Annotated in this window: 4 protein-coding genes; 2 read left to right on the top strand and 2 right to left on the bottom strand. The window is 36.1% G+C overall.

Annotated elements, in window-relative coordinates:
• A partial coding sequence (locus B4Q04_RS22305) for a transposase (protein ID WP_123772426.1) occupies positions 1–1147 on the bottom strand: 1147 nt, incomplete at its 3' end.
• 285 nt (positions 1148–1432) lie between these two features.
• Between B4Q04_RS22305 and B4Q04_RS22310 the strand changes: the two genes are divergently transcribed.
• Both B4Q04_RS22310 and B4Q04_RS22315 read left to right on the top strand, forming a co-directional pair.
• The gene (locus B4Q04_RS22310; protein ID WP_088698183.1) at positions 1433–2521 is read left to right on the top strand and encodes a hypothetical protein; all 1089 of its coding nucleotides are present in this window, start codon (positions 1433–1435) and stop codon (positions 2519–2521) included.
• A complete protein-coding gene (locus B4Q04_RS22315) occupies positions 2518–4248 on the top strand; it encodes a hypothetical protein (RefSeq protein ID WP_088698184.1) in 1731 nt (576 codons plus the stop codon). Before B4Q04_RS22310 ends, B4Q04_RS22315 begins: the two co-directional genes overlap by 4 nt.
• 144 nt (positions 4249–4392) lie before the next feature.
• Here B4Q04_RS22315 and B4Q04_RS22785 read toward each other — a convergent pair whose 3' ends face one another.
• The gene (locus B4Q04_RS22785) at positions 4393–4530 is read right to left on the bottom strand and encodes a hypothetical protein (RefSeq protein ID WP_161496103.1); all 138 of its coding nucleotides are present in this window, start codon (positions 4528–4530) and stop codon (positions 4393–4395) included.
• Between the last annotated feature and the right edge of the window lie 987 nt (positions 4531–5517).

The raw sequence follows: 5517 nt of genomic DNA on the forward strand, positions 1-5517 counted from the left end.
ACGCTTTCTTTTTCGTACCCGTACGGTGATCCTTGAATACCTTTCTGAACGGGATGACCTTGCCCTGTGGACAGATATAATGATCTTCGATTTCATTATACGTAAAACCCGTGGGGCCGCCCTTGTAGGTGTCATGGGGCGGAATGAAGCTCTTTAACCCTGTTTTCTCCAAAAAGGCATAGTTCCCGCCACTGCTGTAACCAGTGTCCGCTACGCAGTTCTCCCAGACCAGGCCCTGCTTCCACAACCTTGCCCGAAGTCTTTGGACGATATCCGGCAACTGTTGGTTGTCCTTCCCGTCCGCATGGTAGGCCCTGATGTCCGTAATGACGTGGTGGGCCGTATCAACGCTCAATTGGCTCAGGTAGTTCAGTTTTCTGGCCTTGCCCGGTTTTACGCTGATGCGTGCATCGGGGTCCGTGGGGCTGTAGTGCGTTTTGTTGCTCGTATACTTGGCCCCCTTGTTCTTGGCGCCCGGGCGTTGGTCCTGGTCCTTCGCCCATTTTTTGTTCCTGCCCTTTATCGCCGCCAGTTCGTTCTTGCCGGCACTAACGCTGCGCTGGCCCTTGTCGGAGCTGTCGTTCTTGCTCTTGCGATGGGGTTCCCCTTTGTCCATTGCACTCAGGACACGTACCTTGCGCAGGTGTTCGTCCAGTTCCTCTTCGGGCACCTTAAGCTCCAAGGTGTCCATGCTCGCGTTGGCCTTCACAGGTGCGGAATCTATGGCCTGGGTATGGCCGCTGACCATGCCCTTCTCCACGCACATACTCAACACCTTGGTGAAGACTTCCTCGAAGACACTTTCGGGGAACAGTTGGCGCGTACGGCTTATCGTACTGTGCCAGGGGAGCTCCTCGTCTATATCGTACCCTATGAAATAAAGGATGTCCAACCGTAGGGAACAATGGGCCATGAGCTTGCGGTCGCTTATGATGTTCTCCAGATAGCCCACAAGGCAGAGCTTGAAGAAGACCACTGGGTCTATGCTCTTTTGGCCGCTGTTCCCGTAATAGCCTTCGGTAAGGCCGTAAAGGAAGCGTAGCTCCAAAACCTCTTTCAACCGCCTGTAGAAATTGTTCTTGGGGATTCGCTCGCTCAACTGGAAATGGGCGAACAGTTTTTCTTGATACTCCTTTTTTCCCTGCATACCTAAAATTAACGACCCAACGTTAAGATCTCCTTTAGCCTATGTGGTTTTTTCGTTAACTTGTGCAACAGGCACAATACCTATAGCAAATAGGGCATAAAGTGCTAAATTTAAAGGCTTGGACTTGTTTACTAAGTCCGCCAAATCTTTTGGATTTGGCATTTAAAAAAAGAAAAATAATACAAAAAAAAGCTATGGCTCGTAGACCAGACGGAAACGAAAAGTTTCCTTGCCTGCCCTACTTGCCATAGCCGTGACCGTTGGCATTAATACGAGAAAAACTAAATGACAAATAATTACAATTCGGAAGTAAATGCTGGAGTTCATACTAATATTGGTATGGATTTTCAAAAGAACTGTACTATTTACTTGTTTCTCGAAAAATACAATCAATTACAAAACCAAAAGTATTTTATAATATTAGAACATTTAGAGGACGTAATTTTTGGATACCTTGATAATCAAACTGAACTTTCAAAAATTGAGACTTATCAAGCTAAAAAGTCAACCTCAAAATGGACAAATAGTGGTTTATTAGAAATTATTAAAAAAATCACTGAAACCAGTCAATCAGTATTGAATGACCCACACCCAAAAACATCAGATTTTAGTCAGGACAACTTTTTTGCGACCAATAATACAATAGAACTTAAATGCAAAGTTAATAAACAACAATACTCTTGTCTTGTAAATGAAGCTACTGAACATTATAAGTATTCTGATTTAGACCAAAACATTAAGAATAAAATTGAAAAAGGTTCTAAAGATGTAAGTTTTACATCAGAAAACATATCCAATTTCGATACTCTTAATTTTAGATTTATTGATTTAGGCAGAACACCAAAAGCACAATTAGAGCAACTCAATGGGAAATTTGTATCTGTATTTGGAAATGATATAGCTGACCATAAAGCTGCATTACACACATTTTACTTTGCTTTGGTGGAAATTGAAAGAGAGTTTAATCAAGGTAACGTTGCGAAATTAAGCGATAATAAAAAAAGGATTGACTCTAACCAAATCGATTCATTAATCAATATTCTAACAAATAAGAAAAAAGCATTCGATTTTTGGAGAGAAAAAAAAGATGAATTGTGTGAAGAACTCAATATCAATCTATTTGATGTAACAATGTTTGAACTTCATTATGAAAATAGCTTTGATAAGTTCAAAGACATTAATGAAAGTGAACATAATAAAATTTTTGATTTTGTAGTAAATAATAAAACTATATTTAAATCTCACTTCACAGATAGAGCTTGTATTTCAAGTTATCATTCCAAATTTAACAAAGAAAAATCCACAACATTATCCGAATTACAGCTTAAAGCTGCAATTGCGGCAGCATATATTGAAGTTAAAAATACTTTATGAAAACAACATTAGATATAAATAGTATTCTTGTTTACAGCGAAGAGAACAATAAATTCTTTCATACCGAATTTAAAGACAAGCTAAACGTTATCTACGGTAAAAATACAGCAGGAAAAAGTACTCTAATTCAGCTAATTCTTTTTGCATTTGGGATAAATGACAATAAAATTAAACTGGCCGAAATTCTAGCTGAACAGATTTTTGTTAGACTTGATTGTACAGTTAAAAAAGAACAAGAAGAAAAGAATTACGTTTTTATAAGACAAGATGAAACACTCTTAATTAAAGATGAAAATGAAAAAGTTTTAAGATTTAATGGTATAAGTAGTGATAATTCTGCTGAACACGTGAAACTAAAAAAATACTTTAATAACTTATTCAATTTCAATTTATTATTAGAATCAAATAGTGGAATATCAGACGCACCAATAGAAACCATTTTCTTGCCCTATTATGTCTCTCAAGAAGTTGGTTGGGTTTACTTGCGTAAATCCTTTAGTAACCTCAATTTTTACAAAAATTTCAAAGAGGACTTTCTTGATTATTATTTAGGTATAGAGAATATTATTGATAGGGGTGAAAAACGAAAAATTGAAAAAGAAATAAATAGACTTCAGCAACAGATTAGGTTTTATACCGATGTCGAAAAAGATAACCAAGACTTAAAACTTGCAAACGTAATTGACCAAACACTTGAAGGTAAGGCAAATGAACTAATATCTAACATTTCAGAGAAAAAAAACAAATTACTTGATTTAGAAAACACTTATGTTTCAGATTCAAATAAATTGACTTTCCTAAATCAACGTTTATCAGTAGTTTCTAAAGTAAAACGAAACCATAAAAATCAGGAACCAGGAAAAGATAACTGTCCTACTTGTTCTCAAATTTTACCTTCAAAAATCGAAGATGTTTATTCATTTTTTCAAGAAGAAAATGATACAATTAGTTTGCAAAGAGATTTAAAAGATAAAGTCAAAAAGTTACAATCAAGATTAAATTCTTTAAACAAAAAGATTGAATCTCATCGTGCTGACATAAAATCTTCATATCTAACATTTAATAAATACTCTGAAAATGGATTAACACTTGAAAGGTATCTTGATAGTAAAGCAAACATTCAACTATTTGAGAATTTAACCAAACAAATAGGTCAATTAACAATTGATTTAGAAAGCGAAAAAGAAAAATTAAAGGAGTATAAAACAGACGAAGAAATACTTATTGAAAGAAGTAAAAAGAGCAAAATATTTAAGGATAAGTACTTTACTAATAATGCAAGTCTAGTTTTACCTTCACTAGATGAAGAAAGGTTTTATCAATTATATGAAATATCATCCTTTCCATTTCAAGGTGTACAACTACATCTTGCAGTTTTAAGTTATCATTTTGCTTTCAATTATTTATTAACCAAAACTAGTGATATTCATAGATTACCATTTATACTGGATAGCGTATTTAAAGAAGACATTGAACAAGGGAATAAAAATAAAATATTGAGATTTATCAATGAAAACTTCCCAAAAGATACTCAAACTATTTTATCAATAGCTGATGATAAAAATGTTGATTCTAAAATTGAAGAATATAAGAATGAGATATTTAAAGATAATGCTCATATGATTTGCATTGGAAATGGAACAGAAGAAAAAGCGCTTCTAAAAGATAACGATGATTCTCAAAAGGAATTGATTAAAAATAGTTTTGAAATATTAGAGACAATTTAAAAGTACTAATGCCAATCGAGTGGATGGCTCCGCCATCAAATGACGGAGTGCACCCCTCACACCACCGTACGTACGGGTCTCGTATACGGCGGTTCGTAAATCATCAAACCAAGGCTCTTTTCACCCTTGGCACTATCTTCTAATTTAGGCATAGGCTACAACATGTGCTCCTATGCGAATTTTGAAGAGAATTACGTTCGGTCCTTCCTTGTTTGTGAGACCTCTAGGGTGCTGCCTTAGCTCGTTTCCCGTAAGTACTATGACCTCTGCTGACTTCTCCATGTAGCTACACGTAACTTTGGAGACCTCCCCAGAGCCTGCCCCGATCTTTATCGGGGTAAGAACATCTTCTTTCGCTCGATCCCCGCCGTATCTACATATCTACCCTTTTGATGTTCTTAGAGCGTTACAATGATGTGCTTGCTTACCCAAGTAAATATGCCTCTGTATACGGTTCCTGTTCGTCAGTACCGAGTTTTGTAGTCTCGCTTTCTTCAGATGTAACTTCGCAGTTACCACCCTTGCGACTTACTAATGCTTCCAGACGTTACTCCAGCGCATAAGGGACTTGCACCCTCTAGATTAATTAACTACTTTTCTGTAGTTAAAAGATGCCCATACTGGGCACACACAAGGTGTATAGTGCATGGCTTCCTAACGTCAGCCACGACACCATACACAGAACGTTACCCAACATTTTGACCAAAAAAACAACCAATGAAAATAACCTTACTTAAAATCCTATTTGGTATACTTGCTTTCATAATCGCCGCAATATTTTCAGCTATGATTATTACATTTCTTTTGAGTAAAATAACTCCGAATGAAATTATCTTAAACGTAGTACAATTATTTTTAGCAATAATAATTACCGTTGTAATTTACAGGTATATGGTAAAGTATTTATTGAAAGTAAATGAATGAAATAGTATTAGAGTTATCAATAATAGAAGGATTTGAGTTCTCAATAATATACAATCAAAATTGAAAAGGGTTAAAGGGCTAAAGAAGTTTACGTAAAAGGACTTCACTCAAACGCAACTGTCGTGTTGATGGACTTTTAACAAGTTTGCGCAATTGGACTTATCACTCAAACGCAACTGTTGAGTTGATGGATTTGACCTTTGGATTGAAAAACTAACTCGGACGGAAAAAACGTTGGGTAACAAAGAAACGCTGCACAACTCGTCATCGGGAATAAATTGATGGTTTTTGAATTATTTGAGACAACTAAAACCCAATTTATCAATTAGTTACGCATTACAAAAA

The organism is Zobellia sp. OII3 (assembly GCF_002211465.1).
Taxonomy (GTDB): domain Bacteria; phylum Bacteroidota; class Bacteroidia; order Flavobacteriales; family Flavobacteriaceae; genus Zobellia; species Zobellia galactanivorans.

What these genes read in the sequence shown, in the direction of transcription:
- B4Q04_RS22310 (WP_088698183.1), top strand. Translation starts at nt 1,433, where the DNA reads ATGACAAATAATTACAATTCGGAAGTAAATGCTGGAGTTCATACTAAT.
- B4Q04_RS22315 (WP_088698184.1), top strand. Translation starts at nt 2,518, where the DNA reads ATGAAAACAACATTAGATATAAATAGTATTCTTGTTTACAGCGAAGAG.
- B4Q04_RS22785 (WP_161496103.1), bottom strand. Translation starts at nt 4,530, where the DNA reads ATGGAGAAGTCAGCAGAGGTCATAGTACTTACGGGAAACGAGCTAAGG.